18 protein-coding genes are annotated in these 23,249 nt (G+C 61.4%); 5 read left to right on the plus strand and 13 right to left on the minus strand.

The window, feature by feature from the left end:
• Nucleotides 1-13: 13 nt before the first annotated feature.
• From QZR30_RS08065 to QZR30_RS08125, 13 genes are all read right to left on the minus strand, one after another.
• Nucleotides 14-2,764, minus strand: a complete 2,751-nt coding sequence (locus tag QZR30_RS08065; protein WP_311903156.1) for a malto-oligosyltrehalose synthase — start codon at nt 2,762-2,764, stop codon at nt 14-16.
• Nucleotides 2,761-4,845, minus strand: coding sequence for a 4-alpha-glucanotransferase (gene malQ / locus QZR30_RS08070; protein WP_311903157.1), 2,085 nt, complete (start codon nt 4,843-4,845; stop codon nt 2,761-2,763). The genes QZR30_RS08065 and malQ overlap by 4 nt, the downstream gene beginning before the upstream one ends.
• On the minus strand, nt 4,842-6,587 hold the full coding sequence (gene treZ, locus QZR30_RS08075; RefSeq protein ID WP_311903158.1) for a malto-oligosyltrehalose trehalohydrolase: 1,746 nt from the start codon (nt 6,585-6,587) through the stop codon (nt 4,842-4,844). Before treZ ends, malQ begins: the two co-directional genes overlap by 4 nt.
• Nucleotides 6,588-6,607: 20 nt before the next feature.
• On the minus strand, nt 6,608-8,164 hold the full coding sequence (gene glgA / locus QZR30_RS08080; RefSeq protein ID WP_082363299.1) for a glycogen synthase GlgA: 1,557 nt from the start codon (nt 8,162-8,164) through the stop codon (nt 6,608-6,610).
• 487 nt (nt 8,165-8,651) lie between these two features.
• Nucleotides 8,652-9,605 (minus strand): D-2-hydroxyacid dehydrogenase family protein, encoded by a 954-nt coding sequence (locus tag QZR30_RS08085; RefSeq protein ID WP_046068296.1) that lies wholly within the window; start codon nt 9,603-9,605, stop codon nt 8,652-8,654.
• Nucleotides 9,606-9,630: 25 nt separating this feature from the next.
• Nucleotides 9,631-10,632 carry an alpha/beta fold hydrolase gene (locus QZR30_RS08090; RefSeq protein WP_059398211.1) on the minus strand — a complete coding sequence of 334 codons (1,002 nt, stop codon included), beginning with the start codon at nt 10,630-10,632 and terminating at the stop codon, nt 9,631-9,633.
• A 45-nt stretch (nt 10,633-10,677) separates the two neighbouring features.
• Nucleotides 10,678-11,121, minus strand: a complete 444-nt coding sequence (locus QZR30_RS08095; protein WP_046068294.1) for a YqaA family protein — start codon at nt 11,119-11,121, stop codon at nt 10,678-10,680.
• Between the two features lie 3 nt (nt 11,122-11,124).
• Complete coding sequence (locus QZR30_RS08100; RefSeq protein WP_311903159.1) at nt 11,125-11,571, minus strand: DUF411 domain-containing protein; 447 nt, start codon at nt 11,569-11,571, stop codon at nt 11,125-11,127.
• An 82-nt stretch (nt 11,572-11,653) separates the two neighbouring features.
• Nucleotides 11,654-12,112, minus strand: coding sequence for an SRPBCC family protein (locus QZR30_RS08105; RefSeq protein WP_046068292.1), 459 nt, complete (start codon nt 12,110-12,112; stop codon nt 11,654-11,656).
• Between the two features lie 89 nt (nt 12,113-12,201).
• A complete protein-coding gene (locus QZR30_RS08110; RefSeq protein ID WP_046068291.1) occupies nt 12,202-14,196 on the minus strand; it encodes a methyl-accepting chemotaxis protein in 1,995 nt (664 codons plus the stop codon).
• A 191-nt stretch (nt 14,197-14,387) separates the two neighbouring features.
• Complete coding sequence (locus tag QZR30_RS08115) at nt 14,388-15,914, minus strand: M91 family zinc metallopeptidase (protein ID WP_311903160.1); 1,527 nt, start codon at nt 15,912-15,914, stop codon at nt 14,388-14,390.
• 168 nt (nt 15,915-16,082) lie between these two features.
• Nucleotides 16,083-17,471 carry a M91 family zinc metallopeptidase gene (locus QZR30_RS08120; RefSeq protein WP_311903161.1) on the minus strand — a complete coding sequence of 463 codons (1,389 nt, stop codon included), beginning with the start codon at nt 17,469-17,471 and terminating at the stop codon, nt 16,083-16,085.
• Nucleotides 17,472-17,754: 283 nt separating this feature from the next.
• Nucleotides 17,755-18,660 (minus strand): AraC family transcriptional regulator, encoded by a 906-nt coding sequence (locus tag QZR30_RS08125; RefSeq protein ID WP_046068290.1) that lies wholly within the window; start codon nt 18,658-18,660, stop codon nt 17,755-17,757.
• 103 nt (nt 18,661-18,763) lie between these two features.
• On the opposite strand from QZR30_RS08125, the gene QZR30_RS08130 reads away from it, so the two are divergent.
• Genes QZR30_RS08130 through QZR30_RS08150 form a run of 5 tightly spaced genes read left to right on the plus strand, consistent with a single transcriptional unit; the run spans nt 18,764 to nt 23,178 of the window.
• Complete coding sequence (locus QZR30_RS08130) at nt 18,764-19,324, plus strand: carboxymuconolactone decarboxylase family protein (protein ID WP_043047696.1); 561 nt, start codon at nt 18,764-18,766, stop codon at nt 19,322-19,324.
• Nucleotides 19,325-19,363: 39 nt separating this feature from the next.
• Nucleotides 19,364-20,425: an acyl-CoA dehydrogenase family protein gene (locus QZR30_RS08135; protein WP_046068288.1), complete on the plus strand. Its 1,062-nt coding sequence runs from the start codon at nt 19,364-19,366 to the stop codon at nt 20,423-20,425.
• The gene (locus QZR30_RS08140; protein ID WP_311903162.1) at nt 20,422-21,225 is read left to right on the plus strand and encodes an ABC transporter ATP-binding protein; all 804 of its coding nucleotides are present in this window, start codon (nt 20,422-20,424) and stop codon (nt 21,223-21,225) included. The genes QZR30_RS08135 and QZR30_RS08140 overlap by 4 nt, the downstream gene beginning before the upstream one ends.
• Nucleotides 21,212-22,411 carry an ABC transporter substrate-binding protein gene (locus tag QZR30_RS08145; protein ID WP_046068286.1) on the plus strand — a complete coding sequence of 400 codons (1,200 nt, stop codon included), beginning with the start codon at nt 21,212-21,214 and terminating at the stop codon, nt 22,409-22,411. The genes QZR30_RS08140 and QZR30_RS08145 overlap by 14 nt, the downstream gene beginning before the upstream one ends.
• Nucleotides 22,412-22,428: 17 nt before the next feature.
• Nucleotides 22,429-23,178: an ABC transporter permease gene (locus tag QZR30_RS08150; protein ID WP_173664514.1), complete on the plus strand. Its 750-nt coding sequence runs from the start codon at nt 22,429-22,431 to the stop codon at nt 23,176-23,178.
• The last annotated feature ends 71 nt before the right edge of the window (nt 23,179-23,249 follow it).

Here is a 23,249-nt window from a genome sequence, read left to right on the forward strand (position 1 = left end):
TCACAGAAAATGTTCAGCTTTCTTGATTATCAGGATTGATAAAGACATTGACCGGGAGATCCCCCAGGGCAGCGCTGATCAACAGCTCCTTGTTGGGTGTGACTGCGCGTGTTTGAAAAAGTCCCTTCCAGTTTTGTGTTGTGGCGGCGAACGGTAATTTAACCCGCGTGTCGCCCCAAACCGGCGCATTGACCTGGGGAAACATGCCGTTTTCCAGCAGTTGATAAGGCCAGCGCGGCACCACCACCAGCAGCTGTTGGCCTTGATGTTGGCGGTAGAACGCGACCACCCGCTCGGCATGCTGGCCAACCACTTCCAGCGCGGTGTAGCTGCCGTGGCGGAACAGCTCGGGACAGGTTTTGCGCAAGCCCAACACCTGGGCGATCAACGCCTGTTTGATTCGCCCGTCACGCCAGTTGAACAACAGTTCGCCGATGTCCGGGGGGGTATCCAGTGCACGTTGCCGTGCAGCGAAATCCACCGGGCGACGGTTGTCCGGGTCCACCAGGCTGAAGTCCCAGAACTCATCGCCCTGATACACATCTGGTACGCCCGGCACGGTGAGATGAAGCAAGGTTTGCGCCAGCCCGTTCAGGGCACCGGCGGGTGCGATGGCCTGGGCGGCGCTGTCCAGCGCACTACGCAACGGCGCACCGGCGTCACTGAGTAACAGGCGCTTGAGGAAACCTTCGACACCTTGTTCATAGGCCTCGTTGGGGGCGCTCCAACTGCTCTGCAACTTGGCCTCGCGCAGGGCTTTTTGCTGCCACTGCCAGAGGCGTTGCTGGTAGGCCTCCAAGTCTGGGTTGTGCTCCAGCGGCCAGCTGCCGAGCAGCACTTGATATAAAATCAGCTCATCACCCGCCGAGGGGCTATCAGCATTTTCCCGCAAGGGCGCCGCCAGGCTGCGCCAGTGCTCGACCTGTTCGGCATACCAGGGCGCGCACTCGCTGAGCACCGCCAGGCGGGCGCGGGTGTCTTCGCCGCGTTTATGGTCGTGGGTGGCCGTGGCCAGCAGGTTGTCCGGGAAGGCCTCCAGGCGCTGTTGATTGGCGGCGTGGAAGTCCGCCAACGGCGCACTGAACTGTTCGGTGCTGAAGCCCACATCATTACGCGACAGCAGCACTGCCGAGCGATAGAACGCGGTGTCTTCCACGGCCTTGGCGGCGGCGGGCGAAGTCAGCTGCTGGAAGCGCACGCAGGCATGCTTGAGGATCTTGCGTTCACGGCCCACCGGGCGATTGCGCCAGGGCTGACCACCCAGCCATTTTTCCAGGTGTTCAAGCACCGGCCAGTCGCTTTCATTGAGGGTGCTGCGCGCTCCGTCCATGGCCTGCCGGAATATCTTGTCGTCGGCCGCACTGCGGCCCCTGGCGCTGATGTAGGTGCGGTACACCGGGAAATGCACGATCAATTCCTGCAAGGCCCGGCGGATGGCGCCCAGGGTCAGGTCGCGGGTCATCACATCGTCGCGGGCCACTTGCAGCAGGGCCTGGGCCACGCTTTCGAAGTCGCCGCCCAACGAGCCGTTGAGGATCTGCTGGCGCGCCAGCCGGGCCTCTTCGATAAACGTCGAAGGGCGTTCGCTGTGCCGCGTCCACAACTCGGCCAGCGGGGCAAAGCCGTCTGGGTGGTGTTGCAGCAATGACAGTTGGTTCATGAATTCGTAGCCGGTGGTGCCGTCGACCTGCCAGTCTTCACGCAGGGTTTCCCCGTCACCGAGGATCTTTTCCACGAAGATCGGCAAGTGGCGCTGGGGCGACAAAGCATCCACGCGGCGACGCAACTTACGGCAATAGCCCCGCGGGTCGGCCAGGCCGTCGATATGGTCGATGCGCAACCCATCCACCAGGCCTTCGCTGATCAGCTCGAAAATCTTGCCGTGGGTGGCTTCGAACACCGCCGTGCGTTCTACACGCAAGCCGCCCAGCTCATTGACGTCGAAGAAGCGCCGCCAGTTGATATCATCAGCGGCGGTGCGCCAGCTGGCCAGGCGGTAAGCCTGTTGTTCGAGCAGATGATGCAGGCGCTCGAAGCCCTCGGGCTGGCGACCATCGAAGGCGGCCAGCCGCTGTTCGATAGCCGGCAGTACTTCGGTAGCGCGTTCGGCCAGCGCTTGCTTGAGCCAGGCGGCTTCGGCGTAGGCGTCGTCCTGATAGGCGAGGGCGGCAAAGCGCTCGGCCAGCGGCCTGAGCCCCTCGTCGTGGCCAAGGATCAAGGCATAGTCCCTTGGGCAGATCGGAAAGCGATGTTCGTAGTGTTCGGCGTAGAAGGCCCCGTGAGCGGCGTCGAACTTGAGGGTCAGCGTACCGCTCTGCAGGGCTTCACCGTAATCGCTGCCCAGGAACGGCATGAGCAATTGGCCTTTGAGCAGGGGGTCGGGCGAATGCCACTGGATATCGAAGAATTCGCTGTACGGGCTCAAGCGGCCCCACTCCAGCAGGTCCAGCCACCAGGGGTTATCCGCACCGCCCACCGCCATATGGTTGGAGACGATATCGAGGATCAGGCCCATATCGTGCTCGCGCAGGGCGGCGACCAGGCGCCGCAGCGCCGCTTCGCCGCCCAGTTCCGGGTTGACACGGGTGGGGTCGACCACATCATAGCCATGCATGGAGCCGGCGCGGGCGCTCAGCAGCGGTGAGGCATACAGATGACTGATGCCAAGCTGGGCGAAATACGGCACCAGCGGCACCGCGTCATCGAGGGTAAAGTCTTTATGAAATTGCAGGCGCTGGGTTGCGCGCAGGGGCAGTGCTTTCATCGGTCACGCTCATAAGCTTGGTTGCGCGCCACGGCCAGCAGTTCGAGGCGGCGCGCAGCACTATTATTGTCGAGCAGGCTGGCGGCCTCGCCTGGCAGGCGACGGCGCCAATTGGGGTGGGTATCGAGGGTGCCGGGCAGGTTGGCTTGCTCCTGGATGCCCAGCGCGTCCTCCAGCGGCAGCAATACCAGTGGCGCGCGGGTGTGCCCCAGGTAGCGCACACTGGCGTCGATCATATGGTCGGTGTCGTTGCGTATTTCATCGACAAAGTTCTGCGGGTCCTGGCCCAAGGCCTGGCGTAGCGCCTGGCGTTCGTTCAGGCGGTGCTCGCTCCATTGCTCCACGGTCGGGGCGTCGATCAGGCCGAGTTGGATATTCCATTCGATATCGCGGCTGTGCCACCAACCGTTGAGGGTGGGTAAATCATGGGTGCTGGTGGTGGCCAAGGCGTTGTCGGGCCAGTCCAGGATCGGCTTGAATTGGCCTTCATGGTTCTGTTCGAACAGCAGCACCCGCATGCCCAGGATCGAGCGGGCGCTGAGCTTTTCGCGCAGGCCGTCGGGCACGGTGCCGAGGTCTTCACCGAGGACGATGGCCTGGTGGCGGTGGGATTCCAGGGCCAGCAGGCGCAGCAGGTCGTCCACCGGGTAATACAGGTAGGCACCTTCATCGGGCGAAGCACCCAGAGGAATGACCCACAGGCGCTGCAGGCCCATTACATGATCGATACGCAAGCCGCCGGCATGGGCAAAGTTGGCCCGCAGCATCTCGATAAAGGCTCGATAGCCATGGCGCTTGAGGCCCTCAGGGGAAAACGCCGAGATGCCCCAGCCCTGACCCGCGCGGTTAAGAATATCCGGCGGCGCACCCACGGTCAGGTCGGCCAGCAGCTCATCCTGGCGGCTCCAGGCCTGGCTGCCACCGCCGTCCGCGCCCACCGCCAGGTCGGCGATCAGGCCGATGCCCATGCCGCTGCCACGGGCGGCTTGTTGTGCGCGCTCCAGGCTGCGGGCGATCAGCCATTGGGTGAAGGCGAAGTAACCGATCTCATCGCGGTTTTGCTCGGCGAACTGCGCGAGGGCCGGGCTTTGCGGGGTGCGCCAGGCTTCGGGCCAGTGGCGCCAATCGAGGTCTTCGCCGGCGGCGGAGCGCTGGGCTTGTATGGCTTCGAAACGGCAGTGGTTTTCCAGGGCTTCGCCGCCGCACTGGCGGAAGCTCTGGAAGTCGGCATGCTGCGGGTGCGCGCCGTGGCGGAAGTCTTCATACAGCGTCCGCAACAGGCGTTGCTTGGCCTTGGCGGCGGCGGGCCAGTCGATCAGGGGCAGTTGCTCCAGTGCGTGCAGTTCGTCCGTCAGCCCGGCGGCTTCGATGGCGTTGCGCACTTCACGTTCACCCAGGATGCACGCGGGCGAAGCATACAGGCTGTTGAGAAACAAGCGGCTGGACGGCGAATAAGGGCTGAAACGTTCGGTGTCGGCGCTGAACATCGCGTGCATCGGGCTGATCGCCACCGCCTCGGCACCGCGCTCGGCCGCCGCGCGCACCAGATGCTCCAGGGCCAGGGTGTCGCCGAAGCCGCCATCGCCTAGGCGGCGCAGGGCATACAGTTGCGCGCTCAAACCCCAGGCCCGGGCGGGGCGGCTGTCCACCGCGTCGGCCACGCTGTAGCAGTGGGCGGGAGCAACGGCCAGGGTGAAGGTTTGCCCGTCGATATGTACCTGGTGGTAGCCGAGGGCGATCACACCGGGCAACACGGCATCGCCGTCAAGGCGCAGCTCCAGGGTTTCACCGCCTTCGAGGCTGACGCGACACGGGGTATCCGCTGCGAAGTAGCGCGCCAGGTCCAGGCCTTCACCGCTGTCGGTAGTCATCAACGGCGGCAGGTGGGTGTCTTGTTGTACTTGCTCAAGCTCGCGCAGGCTGGCGTCGATCTCGGCATCGGTGTCGGCCGGGTGCCCCAGCCCTTTGAGAACCGCACGCAGGGCATCGGCTTGCACATGTTGCGGGCGACCGTTGGCATCGATCCAGTCGACGGCCAGGCCCGCACGGCTGGCGAGTAGTTCCAGGTTCGCTTCGCTCAAAAGTCTTCTCCAGCAGGGAATAGGGATACGCGGGCGCTGTAGGGTGGCAACTGCGCACCTTGCTCGGCCGGCGTTTGGAAGATGAGGTGTCGAGGGGCTGGGTGGTCCAGGGGCTGTTCGCCCAGGTTCAGGTCGATCTGCAACAGGCTGCCGTTGCCCAAGCGCCAACGCGCCATGACGGCGCCCTCGGCCAGCACCTGTGCGCCCAAGGCCATCGCGCCGGGCAAGTGCGGCGCCACATGCAGGTGGCGCAGGCTCAGCAGGTGACGATAGAGCTGGGCATGGTCGTTTTCTACAAATGAAGGCATCGATTGCAGGAAGGTGGGCAACGCGTTGGGGTCGGGGATGCGCTCGCGTTGTTCGGGGTCGTGAAACGCGGCGAAATCAGCGAACTCATTGCGCCGACCTTCGCGCACCGCCTCGGCCAGTTCACCGTGATGGTCGGTGAAAAACAGGAAGGGTTCGGTGGCGTTGACCTCATCGCCCATGAAGATCATCGGAATCATGGGGCACAGCAACAACAGGGCGGTCGCCGCTTTCAGCGCCTGGGGCGAGCAAAGCTGGTGCAGGCGTTCGCCCAGGGCGCGGTTACCGACCTGGTCGTGGTTCTGCAGGAACGCCACGAAGGCGCTGGGCGGAAGATCGGCACTGGGTTCGCCGCGTGCATGACCATGGCGGGTGGTATCGCCCTGGTAGATAAACCCTTCGCCCAGACAGCGCGCCAACTTGGCGGTAGGCTGTTCGGCAAAGTCGCTGTAATAGGCATCTGTTTCGCCGGTGAGCAGTACATGCAGCACGTTATGAAAGTCATCATTCCATTGGGCGTCGAAATCCTCCTTTAACAGGCTGGCCTGGTTCAGCTCGTTTTCCAGCATCAGCCAGACGTGACGCCCGCTGTCGACCCGCTGACGCACTCGCTGCGCAAGTTCCTTCAGGAAACCGGGATTATCGATGGCGTGCACCGCATCCAGGCGCAGGCCGTCGAAGCGGTATTCCAGCAACCACATCAAGGCGTTATCGAGGAAGAAATCCCGTACTTCACGGCGTTCGAAATCGATGCCGGCGCCCCAGGGCGTGTGCACGTCTTCCTGGAAGAACCCCTGTGCGTACTGACCCAGGTAATTGCCGTCGGGCCCGAAGTGGTTGTAGACCACATCCAGGATCACGGCGAGGCCGTGGGCATGGGCGCTGTCGATCAGGTGCTTGAGTTGCTCGGGTGAGCCATATGAGGCTTGGGGCGCGTAGGGCAGCACGCCGTCGTAGCCCCAATTGCGTTCGCCGGGAAATTGCGCCAGAGGCATCAGTTCAATGGCGGTGATGCCCAGCTCGGCCAGGCGCGGCAAGTGCTTCTCCACCTCGGCGTAACCGCCCATGGCGCCTACGTGCAGTTCGTAGATCACCGCCGTATGCCAGGGGCGGCCTTGCCACTGACTATGGCGCCACTCATAGGCCTGCGGGTCAACCACTCGGCTCCAACCGTGCACATCCACGGCCTGGGCCCTGGACGCGGGGTCGGGCACCGCCTTTTCCCCATCGATGTTGAAGCGGTAGAGCGTGCCGGCGGGGCACGCTGTTGTTAATTCGAACCAGCCATCTGCCTGGGGCAGCATGGCGATGGATTTCCCGTGTTCCAATTCAACGCTGACATAAAACGCGTCTGGCGCCCACAGGGCAAAACGCGTGTGTTGCGCGTCCAGCATGATTGCGCCGTGGGGCCAGGTTTCCAGAGTCCGTAGTGGCATCTATGAAGCCCTCCCAATGATTATTTAGTCGATTTCCCCAGGGCCTTGGCCACCAGTTGTTCGTAGAGTTCGGCGTAGGGTTCTACCGCCTGGCACCAGTTGAAGGGTTGGGTCATGGCGCAGCTGCGCATGGCGTTAAGCAGGCCAGGCAGGGCAAAGACCTTGAAGGCGCGGCTCAGGGCTTCCTTGTAGCTGTCCACAGTGGACTCGTTGAACAGAAAACCAGTGACGCCATTTTCAATGGTGTCCGCCAGGCCACCGGTGTTACGTGCCACCGGCAACGAGCCGAAGCGCTGTGCATACATCTGGCTCAGACCGCACGGCTCATAGCGCGACGGCATCAGCAGGAAGTCGCTGCCGGCGAACATGCGCCGAGCATCGGTCTCGTTGAAGCCGATGCGCACGCCTACCTGGCCCGGGAATCGCAACGCCAACTCGCGCATGGCATGTTCTTCTTCCGGCTCGCCGCGGCCGATGATCGCGATTTGGCCGCCGTTCTCGACTATGAAATCGGCGACCGCCTCGGTCAGGTCCAGGCCCTTCTGGTAGACCAGGCGCGACACCACCGCGAACAGCGGGCCACTGGATGGCTGCAGCCCAAACAGCTCGCGCACATGGGCGGCGTTTTTGGCCTTGCCTTCCCAGTCGCCGATATTGAAGTTGTGGGTCAGGTGCGTGTCGGTGGAGGTTTCCCAGCTTTCGTCGATGCCGTTGGGAATCCCGCTGAGCAGACCTTGCTGGGTCTTGCTGGCGAGAAACCCATCCAGCCCGCAGCCGAATTCCGGGGTGGTGATTTCCTGGGCGTAGGTGGCGCTCACGGTGGTGATATGGCTGGAATAGGCCATGCCGGCCTTGAGAAAGGACATCTTGCCGTAGAACTCCATACCTTCCTGTTGCAAGGCGTGGGGCGGAATGCCCAGCTCGGGCGTCGACGCCAGGCTCACCACGCCCTGGTAGGCCAGGTTATGAATGGTGAACAACGTCGGCGTGCGTGACCCACGCCAGTGCATATACGCCGGGGCCAGGCCAGCGGGCCAGTCGTGGGCGTGCACCAAGTCCGGGCACCAGTGTATTTGCGCCAGGTTGGCGGCCATATCGGCGGCGGCCAGGCCCAGGCGGGCGAAGCGAATATGGTTGTCCGGCCAGTCGCGGCCATTATTGGCACCGTAGGGCGTGCCTTCGCGCTCGTACAGCTCGGGGCAGATCAGCACATAGATGACCAAGCCGTCCTTGAGGTCCATGCGCCCGATCTTGCAGGGTGGCAACGCGGCGTGGCCGCCCAGCTCACCGACAATGTGAATCGGGTTGTCGCTTTCCATCACCTGCGGGTAACCGGGGATCAGCACCCGCACATCGTGCAGGTGGGCCATGGCGCGGGGCAGGGCAGCGGACACGTCGCCCAGGCCACCGGTTTTCACCAGGTCGGCGAATTCGGAGGTGACGAACAACACTTTCTTTCGATTCGGGTTCTGACTCACGATCGGCCGCACAGTGTTGGGCAGGTCGGCCAAAGACTTAGGCCCCCCTGCCGGCTGACTAAAACGCTCTCCCTGAGTATCTACTGCGGCACTGATCATAATGCACTCCCATCTGTTGGTCGGCTAATGGCCCGCTGCCATTGGCTCCGATTGACCGCATCCTGCGGCCAGGCACACAAGCGCTGTACAAGCTGGCAAGGCGTATGCCAGTTGCGGCTCAGGCTAAAAAAGATTGGATGGACGGGCATTTGGCGTGAGTCGCGTGTGCTCGTCCTTACCTAAAACTGGACCTGCGGCAGAGTTCGAAAGTTTCGATTTTTTGCGGGGTTTTTGTTTTGGAACGGACCCATCGGTCCTCAGTCTAGGATAGATCCCAGCGCCTGTAGGGTTTTCAGCGGGATTTTGTAGGACAAAAATCTTTTAAGCTTAGGCTGCTGGCGATTAGCCTCCTCTCTACTGTAGGAGCGAGCTTGCTCGCGAAGCACTCAAGAGCGCCGCGCACACCTTGAATCAATGACGGTTTCCGCGAGCAAGCTAGCTCCTGCAAGGGGCAGACCCAGCACGGCGCTCGCACTGATCTGGTGCGTCAACCGAGTATCCGAACAGGCACGCCGCTGGCCCAGGCCTGGATATCCTCGATCATCTGCTGATAGAACTGCCGATAATTCTGCTCGCTCACATACCCGATGTGGGGCGTCGCCAGCACATTCGGCAAGCGACGCAACGGATGGTCAGCCGGCAGCGGTTCCTCGGCGTATACGTCCAGCGCCGCTCCGGCCAGGCGGCCACTGCTTAGCGCCTGCACGAGCGCCTGCTCGTCCACAATCGGCCCGCGTGCGGTGTTGACCAGGCGCGCCGTCGGTTTCATCCAGCCCAACGCCCGGGTATCCACCAAGCCACGGCTGCGCTCACTGAGCACTAAATGAATGCTCAGGATATCGGCCTGCTCGAACAGTTCGCGCTTGCTGACCCAGGTGACCCCAGATTCTGCCGCCCGCTGCGGCGTGAGGTTCTCACTCCAGGCAATCACCCGCATGCCGAACACCTGGCCGAACCGGGCGACCTTCTGGCCGATACTGCCCAGGCCGAGGATTGCCAAGGTTTTGCCATGCAGGTCGCCGCCCAGGCCAACCTGCCAGCCGCCTGCGCGTAGCGAGTTGGCTTCGGCAAGCAGATTGCGCGTGGAAGCCATGATCAACGCCCAAGTCAGTTCCGGTGCCGCATGTTTGTAGCTGTCGGTGCCGCACACCTGAATACCCAGGGCCTTGGCGGCGGGAATGTCGATAGCCGCATTGCGCATGCCGCCGGTCACCAGCAATTTGAGCGTCGGCAGACCTTGCAGCAGCGCCTTGTCGAAGGTTGAGCGTTCGCGCATCAGGCAAATCACGTCAAAGCGCTGCAAACGCTCGACCATCGTGGCGGTGTCGGCGGGGTAATCGTGGAGAAAATGCACTTGGCCCACGGCGTCCAGAACCGACCAATCCACCACGCCCCTGGCTACATTCTGCCAATCATCCATCACTGCAATCTGTACCGACATTTACGCTTGCCTCGCAAAGGTTGGATCAAAGAGTTTTCATACCCTGCAACAGCGCTTTATGAAACTGCTCCGGCTCTTCCATCTGTGGCGCATGGCCCAAGCCTGGGAATTCCACGAGGGTGGCGTGGGGAATCAGCTTGGCCACCTGCTTGCCCAGCACTTGGTAATTGCCAATCCTGGCCTTGACTGCCGGCGGCGCGACATCTTTGCCGATGGCGGTGGTGTCGCTGGTGCCGATCAGCAGCAAGGTGGGCACCTGCAAGTCCTTGAATTCGTAGTACACCGGCTGGGTGAAGATCATGTCGTAGATCAACGCCGAGTTCCAGGCGACCTGGGTGTGCCCCGGGCCCTTGTTCAGGCCGGCGAGCATATCCACCCAGCGCTCGTATTCGGGTTTCCAGCGTCCGACGTAATAGGTGTCGCGCTCATATTTGCGCACGCCGTCGGCGCTCAGGTTCAGCTCGCGCTGATACCACTGGTCGACGCTCTGGTAGGGCACGCCCAGGGCCTTCCAGTCTTCCAGGCCGATAGGGTTCACCAGCCCGAGTTGTTCGGTTTGGTTGGGGTACATCAGTGCATAACGCGTGGCGAGCATGCCGCCGGTGGAATGGCCGATCACCGTTGCCTTCTGGATGCCGAGTTTTTCCAGCAATTGGTGGGTGTTGGTCGCCAGTTGCTGGAAGCTGTACTGGTAGTGGTCGGGTTTGCTGGAAGTGCAGAAGCCGATCTGGTCCGGCGCGATCACGCGGTAACCGGCGTCGCTCAACGCCTTTATCGAACCTTCCCAGGTGGCACCGCAGAAGTTCTTGCCGTGCATCAGCACCACGCTGCGGCCGTTGGCTATGCCTTTGGGGGGGACGTCCATGTAGCCCATTTGCAGGGATTTGCCTTGGGACTGGAAGGTGAAATGCTCCAGCGGATAAGGGTATTGAAACCCTTGCAGCTCGGGGCCATAGGTGGCAGCGAACACGGGAGCGGCAGCGCCTGACAACAGGCCAGCGACGCACAACGCACGGATTGAAGGCATGGGTTCCAGCTCCAAGAGAGATGACCGGATGCTCTTTGGAAGAGATTAACTGGGGATTAACACCCACTGCAGGGTCAGCGCTGCGAGCACCCCATAACGTACGCCTTTGGCCAGGGTGACCAGCAGTAAGAAACGCCACAGCGGTTCACGCATCACCCCGGCCACCAAGGTCAGCGGATCGCCGACTATGGGCATCCAACTGAGCAATAACGTCCAATGCCCCCAACGCGAGTAATGCCTGCGAGCTTTTTCCAGTTGCTTGGCGCTGATGGGAAACCAACGCCGCGCCTTGAAGCGTTCCACCGAGCGCCCCAGCAGCCAATTGACCAGCGAACCGAGCACATTGCCCAACGTGGCGATGCCCAGCAGCAGCCACAGGTGGTAATGCCCGCTGAGCAGCAGGCCGACCAGCACGGCTTCCGATTGCAAGGGCAGCAACGTGGCGGCGCCAAATGCCGCGGCGAACAGCCCCAGGTAACCCATCAGCACCGGTCAGTGTGCTGGGTATTCGGCCACCACTATGTCTTTACCGTCACGGGTCAGGCCGATGACTTGATACGCCTCGCTGCGACCTTCCACTTCCATGCCTGGCGAGCCCAGGGGCATGCCCGGCGCGGCGAGGCCGAGCAGATCGTTGCGTTTGCGCAGGGCCAGCACTTGCTCGGCGGGCACATGGCCTTCGACAAATTTGCCGTCGATCACTGCGGTATGGCATGAATCCAGGCGTGGTGCGACGCCCAGGCGTTGCTTGACTGCGCTCATGCCTGTTTCGACATGGTCAGTGACCTTGAAACCGTTGCTCTCCAAGTGGCTGATCCACTTTTTGCAGCAGCCGCAGTTGGCGTCGCGGTGCACATCGATGGGGATCAGGTCGGCGGCCTGGGCGAGAGTGGAGAGCAGGACGCAGGAGAGCATGGCCAGTCGCAATGGGTTTTTCATCGGGGGTCTCACTGAAAGCGCGGCAATAAATCGGGCATTCTCCCTGCTTTTCGCATCGGGGCGACGCAGTAGTGTTTCTAAATTATACGAAGCAGGGGCTCTCCAGCCGGCACTTGAGCTGATCCAGCGCGATGGCGGACCGCTTGGCAATGTGTTCGTGCAAGGTTGCGAGCTGCAACTCGGTCTCATACGTCAGTACGCGCTTGAACAGCGTGCCGTTACGATGAGGTTGCAGGAAATAATGGATAGCACCGTCCACGGCCAATGAGGTAAACACGGCCCTGAACTCATTGGGGCAACGGGCAATTTGCACGCGGTAACTCATGGGGACGCGTATGCCCAGCAAATCAATGGTTTCAGTAAAACGCGCACCTACCGGCACTGAGCCGGTGGTGCCAGTGTCGGCATTGAGAGAGGTGGGGTGCCATTCGTGCCAGCGGTCGGGCTGGGTCACATAGGCGTAGACCCTATCGACAGGTGCCTGGATGAAGCACTCCTGACTGATCCGCTCCAAGCGGATCGAATGCTCAGTCGCATGCATGGCACACCTCCTGTGTGGCGCGTTATAACACTGGGAGCTCTCAGGATAGTCGACTCCCGCGCTCAGCACGGGAGTATTCATAGCATTGATCAGCGTACTTTAAAGCGCCCCATCAAGCTGATCACCCGGCCATTGGCCTCCAGCAGGCTCTGGGTATTGATTTGCGTGGTATGCCCGCTTTGTACCAGTTCATCGACCATATGGCGGATCTGCACCATGCTGCGGTTGATCTCCTCGGTCACCGCACTTTGCTGCTCGGCGGCCGTAGCGATCTGGGTGCTGAGGTTGTTGATATGGCTGACCGAACCGGCCATCTCATCCAGGCCGGTGTTGACCCGCGCTGTGGCATCCGCTGCTGATTGGCAACTGGCCTGGGTGTTTTCCATGGCGGCGACCGAGGAACTCACGCCGGTGGTCAGGCGTGCCAGCATCTCGTTGATCTGCGAGGTGCTGGCCTGGGTGCGGGCCGCCAGTGCGCGCACTTCGTCGGCTACCACAGCAAACCCCCGGCCTTGCTCGCCGGCCCGCGCCGCTTCAATCGCAGCGTTGAGCGCCAGCAGGTTGGTCTGGCCGGCAATGGCGCCGATCACGCCGAGGGTTTCGGTGATGCGTGCGGCATCCTGGCGCATGTTTTCCACGGTGTGGGTGGCGCTGGCTACTTCACCGATCAACGCGCTGACGCTGGTGGACGCTTCACCCACCACCACCCGGGAGCGGTCGGCATGTTCGTTTGCACGCTGGGTGAACGAGGCGGTCTCGGCGGCGTTTTGCGCCACGGTGTCGGCGGTGGAGCTCATTTCGGTGATGGCGGTGACCGTCTGGTCGGTTTCCGAGGCATGCCTGACCAGGATCTGGTTGGTATGGGCTGATGTTCGTTGCAACTGTTCAAGCCCGGACGACATGGCGCCAGTGGCTTGGGTCACTTCGCCGATCATGTTTTGCAGGTAAACGATAAAGCGGTTCACCGAGTGGCCGATAGCGCCCAACTCGTCTTCGGCCCGGATGGTGATCCGTCGCGTCAGGTCGGCGTCGCCGGTAGAGAGGGCGTCAATATTGGTTTTCAGCGTTTTCATGCGCTGCACCAGTTGGCGGATGGCATAGGCGGCCAGCAGCACCAGCAGCAACACCATGGGGATCTGCACCAGGGCCAGGCTGCCGAGCACATCATTACGCTGGGCGGTGATCAGCGAGGTGGGCAGGGCGGTGGCGAGGAACCACGGCGTGCCCTCGATGGCACGCATGTAGAAGGTGCTGGCCACGCCCTGGTTGTCGAATTCACTGCGTTGTGAGCCCTGGTCGCGATGGGCCAGGGCTTTGCTGACCTGCGCGGCGAAGGCCGAGGTGCCGGTCAGTTCGCTGATGTTCTTCAACACTACCGGGCTACTCAAGCGCGTGCTGTTGCTGATGATCTTGCCATCGGCCTCGACGATCAGCATTTGCCCGCCGATGTCTTTTTCCTTGCTGGCCACCAGCTCATTGAAGAAACCCAGGGTCACGTCGATAGTGGCCACGCCATAAGCGGCGCCGTCACGCTGGATCGCCATGGCGCAGTTGGTGCGCGGCTCCTGGCTGGCATCATCCTTGTAGGCGGCGGCCCAGGCACATTGACCGCGTGGGGAGGCGAGGCCGCCCTTGTACCAGCTCTGGTCGTAATAGTTGGGGGCCGGGTCGCTGTTCCAGAAGGTGTTGACCGCCAGCTTGCCGGAGGCATCGCGGTGCCAGAACGTACTGTGCTTGTTACGCCCCGGCGTACGCTGGTTAGGCAGCGGCCAGATACCGCCGCCAAATACTTTCAGCTCGCCGTATTGATCCACCAGGCCGGGCAAGACCTTGTCGATGGCATCGCTGTCGAGCAAGGGGATGGTCTGGGTGATGCTGCGTTGCTGGGCCTGGACCTTGTTCAGTTCGCCCTGGATCTGTTCGGCCACTTCGGCCACGCGATTGAGCACCACCTGTTCTTCGGTGTGCTGCAGCTTGGGCGCGACCAACTGGCCGATACCCACCACGGTCAATACGAATAACACCAGGACGAATAGCACCAGGAACAGGGTATAGCGGGCTTGAATGGAGCGCAGTGGGGGCATGGGAGGTCGTCCTTACGAAGCGTTATTGTCGACGCGGCTTTGTTAGAGCTTCGTCGGGCTATCGGCGAGGAACGGCTGAGCTTTAGGCGCCAAGGTGCGAAGTCGGAAAGCGTCAGTGCAGGGAGGTCCAATTGCCGACCGCCCTGCGCGCATTCTTTGGGTCGCCGGGTGGGCGGCGTGCCCATGGCGCCTCAGGCGCCGTCGCCCTGGTGACTGACTTCGAAATTGTAGATCGCCCTCAGTGGCTTACCCATCTCTTCGTTCAAGGCGTTTTCGGTGAAGGGGGGCGGATTGATCGTGCCTGGGGGCGTTGAAGGGTCGTTGTCGAAGTCGAAAGGCGTTGCACTGTTGGGCAGGCCTATGGCTTGAAGTTCGTCATTGTTGACGGTTTTCGAGATGCCCGGTTCCAGTTGCTCGGTGCTTGTACCTGCCAGGAAGGTACCGGTTGCACCATTGTAGGCATGGGCAATCTCATGGAAGAGAGCCGTGACGGGTACGGTCGTGTTGGTGCGGTCAGCGCTCTCCAGCGTAGACGGATGAGCATAAAAAATACGCGCTCGATCAGCGCGGGAGCCTGGAACGCCATTTTTGAGAACGCCCCATTTGCTGTCGTCCATCGTCTTTCTGACTTCGGGCGCCACGTTTTCCAATTCGGTGCTGCCATACAGGTAGGCCACCTCGCTGTCACCGCCGGGTTCGATGCTGACGCTGCCGCCATTGCGTGCCGCCAGTTCATCCATTTTCGCCAGAGCTTGCTGGCCTATGGGGGAACTGCGAAGAAACTCAATGTCGTCGGCGACCTGCTGTTTGAAGCCATGTGTGCCGTCTTGCACAGTGAAACCCTGGTCACCGGCTTTGCTTGGGTTCACCAGGGTAAAGGCCGAACCTTGGGTGCGATCGAAATAATCAGCGGCGCCGACATAGATGCGGTCCCTGTGTCGATTGTTCCAGATAGCGTCATGGCCTTTGCCGGTGTAGAAGGTCGTGCGGTCATGCCCGACCAAATGATCATCACCGTTGCCGCCATTTAGCACATTATGCCCGCTGCCCCCGAAGAGCCTGTCCTGGTCGCCGCCGCCGTCCAGGTAGCTCTGTTTGGTCGAAGGGCCGAGCCCTGCGTGAAGATCATCCCGGCCCTGGTTGCCGTACATCACGTTATTGCCGCTTCCACCGATCAGAGTGTCATCGCCTTCGTTGCCCGCTGCATAACCCAGGCCGCTGCCCAACCGCATGAAGTCATTTCCCTGACCGCCGTAGAGTCTGGTCCTGCCGCCGCCGCCCTGGATATAGTCGTCTCCATCCCCGCCTTCAATGTCCAGGGTCAGCTTGACGTCATCGTCGACGATCACGGTGTCATCACCACCTTTGGCGTCTATCCACAGCGCTTGTCTATGACCTCCTTCCTGTTTCTCGAACAAGTATTCCTTGCCGTTGATGAGGATCTGCAGCTTGTCGCCGGGGTAACTTCGGATATGAATGTGGTCTGCACGATCACCGGTTTCTATATAGAGCCAGTTGCCGATAACTTCCGGGTCTTTGGGCGGCGATGAATCCCAGTCAATGACCCTGCTGATTTGAGTATCACCGTCGGCATGGAGCAGGTGAATTCTCCGTTCGCTGGTACCAGGTGTCAGATCCGGCGGAGGGTCGAAGGGTGACGGTTTGGAGGCGGGTGGGGGACTGTAAAATGTTGCCAGGTACGTCAGGGGGAACAGCATGGTGCCTTCCTTTCATTGACTCACGATGAAAACCTGAATTTGCCTCAGGATCGCCATTGTGTGGAGGCTCAGGCGCGATCGTTCCCGGGGGCTGACGACCTTCGTGATGCGGAACATTTCCGTTCGCTCCGGTAAACCCAATCCCCCCTCTGCTGCGTGCAAGATGGCCTACATGCCGATACTGTCCTTATGGTAATTAGGCCTTAGGGGGGTTCCCATTTCTTCATACAAACCGTTCTCGGTAAAATGCCTGGGATTGTCGCTGGTCAAGCCCACGGCCTGGTGTTCGAAGTTATTGACCGGGTTGGTTCCACCCGATCGTGAAATTTCCAAGGTCTCGCCTGGCAGCAGCGTCCCGGTGGCGCCATTGTAGGCGTGGGCAAGCTCATGGAAAAACACGCCAATCGGCGGTCGCAGATGGGTGTGTTGGCTGTTTTCCACGATCTGCGCCGGGTCGTAGTAGATCACTGCGCGATTGGCCCTTGAGCCGGCAACGCCATCTTTCATTTCTCCCAATGCAGCACCGTCAAGGTTTTGCGCTTGCTGCTCTGTCAGGTTATCCAGTTCAGTACTGTCGAATTCATAACTGGAGCCGTCCTGGCTGATCGGAGCAATGCTGACTTTGCCGTGATTCACGATCGCGATTGCATCCATTTCAGTGAGCGCCTGCTGACCGATAGGTGAACTGCGCAGGAACTCGAGGTCGTCGGCCACTCGCCGTCTGAAATCTTCGTTTTCCTGCTCGGTTGATTCGACTGATTCCAACAGTGTGAAACCGTGCTGGCCGGCGTCGTTGGGCTTGACCTCGATGAATGTCGAACCGCTGGCGCGGTCGAAGGCATCACCGGTTTTGCCGTAGATTCGATCCTCACGGCGGTTATTCCAGATACTGTCCTGGCCTTTGCCGGTGTAGAAGGTCGTACGGCCAGCGCCCACGAATACATCATTGCCATTGCCCCCGTGGGCCACGGTTTGCCCGCTGCCCGAGAGGAGTGCATCGTCGTCGTTGCCACCGTCCATGTAGGTCTGTTTGCCCTCGGGGCCGAAACCGCCAATGAGCAGGTCCTTGCCGTTGTTACCGTACATCGCGGCATTGCCGCTGCCGCCGATCAGTGTGTCGTCATCGTCGTTGCCCTCCGCATAGCCGAGGCCGCTGCCCAGGCGCATGACATCCCGGCCCTTGCCCCCGTAGAGGCTGGTCCTGCCACCACCTGCCTGCAGGTAATCGTCGTCGTTACCGCCTTCTACCGTTGCCTGCAGTTTGACGTCATCATCGATGATCACCGAGTCATGGCCACCTTTGGTCTCGATCAGCAGGCTCTGCTCAGGCCCCTGTGGTGGCTTTATCGAAAAGAAGTAGGGTTTGTCGTTGATGAGTATCTGCAGCCTGTCGCCAGGCCAGTTGCGTATGTGGATGCGGTCGGCGCCGTCGCCGGTCTCTATAACCAGATAATTACGTTTGATCGTGGGTACATCGGAGCTCGGGTCCCATACAAGCAGCCGCGAGATGTTGACCTCACCGTCGCTGTACAGTGTGAGCAGCCGGTGGTTATACACGCCAGGTTCCAGGTCCGGTGGCGGGTCATAAAACGATGGGGCAGGGTGGCTGGCAGGCCCACTGGATCGGGCGTCTGTGTAAGTTGTGGCGAGATACGCCAGGGGAAATAGCATGTGCGCGTCCTCCATGGTTGCGCGTTACGAAAGCCTGACTACCTGTCAGGTTTCCATTGAGTGACGTGGGCAGGGTAATGGTTCCAGTGGGTTGTCAGAGGATAATTCTGTATACGTCCCTGAATGCGCGCAGGCGCGATTGTCGCCGCAGGCCCATGCCGACGGGCGGCTAGACCTGCGCCCTGCGATAAGCGCCAGGCTGTTGCCCGGTGACTTTATGAAAGGCGCGGGTAAACGCGGCCACCGACTGATACCCCACCGTCAGGGAGGCTTCGGCTACGGTTTGGTCGGCCTTGAGCAATTGGCAGGCATGGCGCATGCGGATCATCAACAGTACTTGGCCGGGTGACTGCCCGCACAGTTCATTGAAGCGCTTGAAGAACGCCGAGCGCGACAACCCGGTGCAGGCCGCCATGCTTTCCAGGCTCCAGGGCTCGCCCGGCCGTGCGATCAACTGTTCCAGCAGGTGTGCAAACGCAGGCGCACGGCCCAGCGCTGCCAGGCCGCCGAGGCCGGTGTTATCGATCACTTGTTGACGCAGCACATACAGAAACAGCAGATGACACAGGCGTTCAAGCAACGCAGAGGAGGGCGCAGGTGCCCGGGCACATTCTTGCAGGATCAGCTCGAACAGGTTGCGTGCCGCGGTAAGCGACGGGTCGCCGGCGCGCAGGATGATCCAGGTGGGCAGGGTGTCGACAATCAGCGTCGACAGGCCGGATTGGAAATGAAAAAAACCGCAGACTAATCCCACACCGTCGGTGGCGTTGCTGTCCAGGGCCTGCATCGGACGGCGCGGGCACTCCTGGGCGCCGGCTGCCGTAGCTTCCCCGGACAGTCGATAAGCAAAGTCGCGCAACAGAAACACCGCGTCACCATTATTCAAGTGCTGAGGCGTTGGATCGCCGTCGATATGCAGCCAGCATTCACCCTGCACAATCAAATGGAAGCTCGCCTGGGCCAGGCCATGGGTGCTTGCATGCCAGTCGCCACAGTAGCGACCCACGTGAAACAGGCTGGTGTTGAGTTCGAGGCTATCTAATAACCAGTCGACTAGAACATTGGACGAATTCATCTAATAGAAAGACTCAAGAGCAAGTAATCGCTACTTTAGCCTATTGAGCGATTTTTTTAGAACCAACAGACTGGGGCATTAGATCCCACTAGGAGACCACGCCATGTCCCGCGTACCGTTACTGACCCCCGAAACCGCCCCGGAAGCGGCCAGGCCTTTCCTTGAAAACGCGCTGAAAGGCTCGGGTTTTATCCCGAATCTGTTGGGCGTCCTGGCCAACGCACCGGCTGCGCTTGAGACTTATATCACCGTCTCCGGCTTGAACGCCAAGGCAGAACTGAGCCTGGCCGATCGCGAAGTGGTGCAACTGATTGCCGCCACCAGCCATGGCTGCGATTTCTGCGTGGCAGGTCACACCGCCGTGGCGCGCAACAAGGCCAAGCTGCCTGAAGACGTGATCGAGGCCTTGCGCCGGCGCGGTGAGCTACCGGACGCTCGCTATGAGACACTCGCCGCTTTTACCCGGGAAGTGATCGCCACTCGTGGTGATGTCAGTGATGCCGGCTTTGAGGCGTTCCGCGCTGCGGGCTACACCGACGGCCACGCGCTGGAAGTCATTTTGGGGGTGAGCCTGGCCACCCTGTGCAACTTCGCCAATGTGTTTGCCCGTACCCCGCTGAACCCGGAGCTGGCGCAATACCGTTGGGAAAAACCGGCAAGCTGAATTGGCGTTGGTCCACCTGCTGTAAAAGGAGAGACATGAATGCTTGACCCAATCTTGAGCCGTTGGCTCGATGTTCAAGCGCAGGCCCTGGACGTGGGCAGTTGCGATCCACAGGAAGTGCTGCCACGCCTGGCAGAGGCCAATATTCTGAAAATCGGCGTGCCTACTCAGCTGGGCGGCCTGGGCGGTGATGTGGCGGGGGCGGTCGAGGCCATTGCCAACGTTGCCAGCCATTCCCTGGCGGCGGCGTTTGTATGCTGGGGCCAGCGCTCGTTTATCGAGTATTTGTTGCAGAGCCCGAATGAACGGTTGCGCGAGCAACTGATGCCGGACCTGCTCAGTGGCAAATTGGCCGGGGCAACCGGGCTGTCGAATGCAATGAAGTTCATATCGGGCATCGAGGCGTTGCAGATCAGTGCCGAACCCAACGAGCATGGGTGGACGCTCAATGGTCGCTTGCATTGGGTGACTAACCTGCGCAAGAACGGGTTTGTCGCGGCAGCGGCCATCGAGCATGCGGGAGGCGGCGCGCCCTTTATCCTGGCGATCCCGGATTCGGTGGCAGGCTTGCAGCGTTCCCGCGACCTGGAGCTGCTCGGGCTGCAATCGAGCAATACCGCAGCCCTTGGCCTGGAAGGCGTGGAGTTGAGCCGCGACTGGTTGCTGCATGAAGATGCGCGCAAGTTCCTGCCAGCAGTGCGCCCGGCGTTCCTGGGCTTGCAGTGCGGCATGTCGATTGGCCTGGCCCGACGTTCGCTGGCCGAGGTGGCCCACCACTTGGGCGCCAGTCGCACGGTATTGCGCGAAGAGTTGGAAGCGTTGCGCGTGACGCTGGATCACCTGGTCACCGAGCTCAAGACTGGCCTGCTGGCCGGGCGCTTTGCCGCCGAGCCGGTGCCCTTGTTCAAGCTGCGTATCGCCCTGGCCGAAACCGCCGCCAGCGCCGTGCAGCTTGAGCTGCAAGCCAGCGGTGGCAAGGCGTACCTGACCGCACATGGCAGCGGCTTTGCCCGGCGCTGGCGCGAATCGGCGTTCGTGCCGATTGTGACGCCAAGCCTGGTGCAACTGCGTACCGAGTTGCATCGCCAGGGTCATCTATGAGCCAGGCGGTCATGACGGCCCAGGGAGTTTGCCTGGGGTATGCCAGCGGGCCGGTGCTGCAAGGCTTCGACTTGCAGCTGCAGCCGGGCGAAGTGGTTTCGATCCTCGGCCCCAGCGGCGTGGGAAAATCCAGCCTGTTGCGCGTGCTTGCCGGTTTGCAGGTGGCCCAGGGTGGCAGTGTGCAGGTCTTGGGCGAGCCACTGCGCGGTCCCCATCCCAGGGTGGCGGTGGCGTTTCAAGACCCGAGCCTGTTGCCATGGTTGAACCTGGAAAGGAATGTGGCGTTCGGCCTGGATTTCGCCCGCCAGCCGCACCTGACCACAGAAGAGCGGCGCCAGCGTGTCGACCATGCGATTGCTGCCGTTGGCCTGGAACATGCGCGGCAACAGTTCCCAGCGCAGCTGTCCGGCGGCATGGCTCAGCGCACGGCGCTGGCGCGCTGCCTGGCGCGCCAGCCTCAGGTGTTGCTCCTCGACGAGCCCTTCGGTGCACTGGATGAAGTGACCCGCGCCGATATGCAGCACCTGTTGCTCAAGGTCAATCGCGAACAAGGTTCGGCGGCGGTATTGATCACCCACGATATCGATGAGGGACTGCTGCTGTCCGACCGTATTCTGCTCCTGGGCGACCGCCCGGCGCGGACCCTGGGCGAATGGCATATTGACCTGCCACAACCGCGAGATGAACAGGTCGAGGCCATCGGCGCGCTGCGTATCGACATTCTTAAAACCTTACGGCAGGCGAGCCGCACTCAACCCAACCCCTTAGAACAACAGGAGCTTAGCCATGTGTCTGGATGACTTGACCCACTCGCGCCGTGACTTTCTCAAACTGTCTGCCGTGCTCAGTGCTGCCGGCGCCTTGCCGTTGCTGAGCAGCCTGCAGGCCCGTGCCGCCAATGAGCCTGACGCGCCGGTACGCATCGGTTACCTGCCGATCACCGACGCCACGCCGCTGCTGGTTGCGCACAATAACGGCCTGTTCGAAGCCGAAGGCATCAAGGCTGAACGCCCGGTGCTGCTACGCAGTTGGGCCCAGGTGATCGAGGCGTTTATCTCGGGCCAGGTCAACGTGATTCACCTGCTATCGCCGATGACCGTGTGGGCGCGCTACGGCAGCAAGGTGCCGGCCAAGGTCGTGGCGTGGAACCATGTCGGCGGTTCGGGCTTGACCGTATCGCCAGGCATTACCGACGTGAAGCAACTGGGCGGCAAGTCGGTGGCGATTCCGTTCTGGTATTCGATCCATAACGTAGTGGTGCAGCAACTGTTCCGCGACAACGGCCTCACGCCGGTCAGCCGTGCCACCGGCGGCGCGATTGCAGCCAATGAAGTCAACCTGATCGTATTGCCGCCGTCGGACATGCCGCCAGCGCTGGCCAGCAAGCGCATCGACGGCTACATCGTCGCCGAGCCGTTCAACGCCCTGGCGGAGAATCTCAAGGTGGGTCGAGTGCAGCGCTTTACCGGCGATGTGTGGCGCAACCACGCGTGCTGCGTGGTGTTCATGCACGAACATGATCTCACCAACCGCCCGGAATGGTCGCAGAAGGTGGTGAACGCCATCGTCAAGGCCCAGGTATGGACACGGGACAACCGCGAAGAAGCGGTGAAGTTGTTGTCCAAGGACGGCCCGAACCGTTACACACCCCATGCCGAGCCGGTGTTGAGCAAAGTCCTGGCCCCGGCCGCCAGCGACCGCGCTGGCTACCTTGCGGACGGTGCGATCCAGCACGCCAATTGGGACGAACACCGCATCGACTTCCAGCCTTACCCATTCCCCAGCTATACCGAGGAACTGGTCAAGCGCCTGAAAGACACCCTGATCGAAGGCGACAAGAAATTTCTCGCCGACCTCGATCCGGCCTTCGTCGCCAAGGATCTCGTGGACGACCGTTTCGTCCGTCATGCGATCGAAGCAGTGGGTGGCATGAAGACGTTCGGCTTGCCGGACGGTTATGAGCGGCACGAGGAGATTGGCGTTTGAACAACGGCAAAACCTTCGTGTGGCCAGGTTGGCTGCTCGGTATCAGTGGCTTGGCCGGTTTGTTGGTGTTGTGGTGGCTGGGGGTAAAGGTGTTTGGCGAGGCCGATGGGTTGTCGGCGCGCTTTTCCCTGGAGGCCACCTTCAGCAGTTTGTGGGAATTGCTTGGGCGCAGTGAGCTGTATCTGCACATTGCTGTCAGCCTCAAGCGCATTTTCGTCGGGTTGTTTCTTGCACTGTCAGTGGGCGTTCCACTGGGGCTGCTGGTGGGCAGTTCACGCAACCTGGAGGCGGCAACCACGCCGGCCTTCCAGTTTCTGCGCATGATCTCGCCACTGTCCTGGATGCCTATTGTGGTGATGCTGATGGGGGTAGGGGACCAGCCCATCTACTTCCTGCTGGCCTTTGCCGCCGTATGGCCGATTATGCTCAACACGGCAGCGGGCGTGCGTCAGCTCGACCCGCGCTGGTTGCAGTTGAGTAAAAGCTTGAGTGCCACGCGTTGGGAGACGCTGCGCCGGGTGATCATTCCCGGCGTGGTCGGGCACGTGTTGACCGGTGTGCGCCTGGCGATCGGCATCCTGTGGATCGTGCTGGTGCCGTGTGAAATGCTCGGGGTCAGTGCGGGGCTTGGCTATTACATTCTCGATACCCGCGACCGCCTGGCGTATTCGGAATTGATGGCGATGGTGGTGTTGATCGGGTTGCTGGGGTTTGCCCTGGATGCGTTTGCACGATGGCTGCATCAGCGATGGGTGCACGCGAGTTGAACGCCGGGCGAGCCAAAGCGATTCATCGGCTGTAACATAACCCTCCCTGTAGGACCGAGCTTGCTTGCGCT

The sequence above is a fragment of the Pseudomonas sp. rhizo25 genome, from assembly GCF_031931935.1.
GTDB classification, from domain to species: domain Bacteria; phylum Pseudomonadota; class Gammaproteobacteria; order Pseudomonadales; family Pseudomonadaceae; genus Aquipseudomonas; species Aquipseudomonas synxantha.